The organism is Kitasatospora cystarginea, assembly GCF_039533515.1.
GTDB lineage: Bacteria > Actinomycetota > Actinomycetes > Streptomycetales > Streptomycetaceae > Kitasatospora > Kitasatospora cystarginea.
The window spans coordinates 1-1,427 of record NZ_BAAATR010000162.1; the positions used below are offsets into that span (position 1 = coordinate 1).

Annotated in this window: 1 protein-coding gene; it reads left to right on the forward strand. The window is 64.1% G+C overall.

All coding sequences use genetic code 11. The features are described 5' to 3' along the window. On the forward strand, positions 1-1,427 hold a 1,427-nt coding region (locus ABD369_RS40565), incomplete at both ends, for a condensation domain-containing protein (RefSeq protein WP_344641656.1).

Here is a 1,427-nt window from a genome sequence, read left to right on the forward strand (position 1 = left end):
CTCATCACCCGCATCAACACCACCCTCAACACCAACCTCACCATCCGCGACCTCTTCGACAACCCCACCACCACCCAACTCGCCCACCTCACCCAGAACCAAAACCCACACAACCGCAACCGCCCCGCACTCACCACCCAAACAAGGCCCGAACACCTACCGCTGTCCCACGCCCAACAACGCCTATGGATCCTCGACCAAATCGAAGGACCCACCCCCACCTACAACATCCCCCTCGCCATCCACCTCACCGGCACCCTCAACACCCACGCCCTCACCCAAGCCCTCAACGACCTCATCAACCACCACGAACCCCTCCGCACCACCTACCCCCAACACAACGACCAGCCCTACCAACACATCCACCCCACCCAACCCACCCACCTCACCCTCACCCACATCCACACCACCCCCGACCAACTCACCCACCACCACACCACCCACGCCGCCAAACCCTTCAACCTGAGCAACGAACTCCCCATCCGCGCCACCCTCTTCACCACCAGCCCAACCACCCACACCCTCCTCCTCACCCTCCACCACATCGCCGCCGACGGCTGGTCCCTCACCCCCCTCACCACCGACCTCACCACCGCCTACACCGCCCGACTCAACAACCACACCCCCAAACTCACACCCCTCACCACCCACTACGCCGACTACGTCCTCTGGCACAACCAACTCCTCGGCAACCCCGAAGACCCCAACAGCGAACACAACCGCCAACTCTCCTACTGGACAGAAACCTTGGCGGACCTCCCCGAACAACTCGCACTGCCCTACGACCACCCACGCCCCAGCACCCCCAGCCACCAAGGCGACACAGTCACCTTCCACATCACCCCCCAACTACACACCCACCTAACAGGCCTGGCACACACCACCGGCGCCAGCACCTTCATGGTCATCCAAACCGCCATCGCCACCCTGCTCACACGCCTCGGCGCCGGCACAGACATCCCCCTCGGCACCGCCATCGCCGGACGCACCGACGAAGCCACCGACAACCTCATCGGCTTCTTCGTCAACACCCTCGTCCTACGCAACAACACCACCGGCGACCCATCGTTCCGCGAACTCCTCGAACGCACCCGCAACACCGACCTCACCGCCTACACCAACCAAGACATCCCGTTCAACCACCTAGTCGAAACCCTCAACCCCCACCGCACCAACGCACTCCACCCGCTCTTCCAAGTCATGCTGGCGTACCAGAACAACGAGCCGGCGCGGGTGGATCTCCCGGGTCTGGAGAGCCGGGTGGGGCAGCTCCGGTTCGGTGTGTCCCGGTTCGACCTCACCTTCGAGGTGTTCGAGAACGAGGGCCCGGCGGGCGGGCTGGACGTCGATCTGGAGTTCAGCACGGACTTGTTCGAGCGGTCGACGGTGGAAGGACTGGCCGGTCGCCTGGTGCGCCTGCTCGAAGC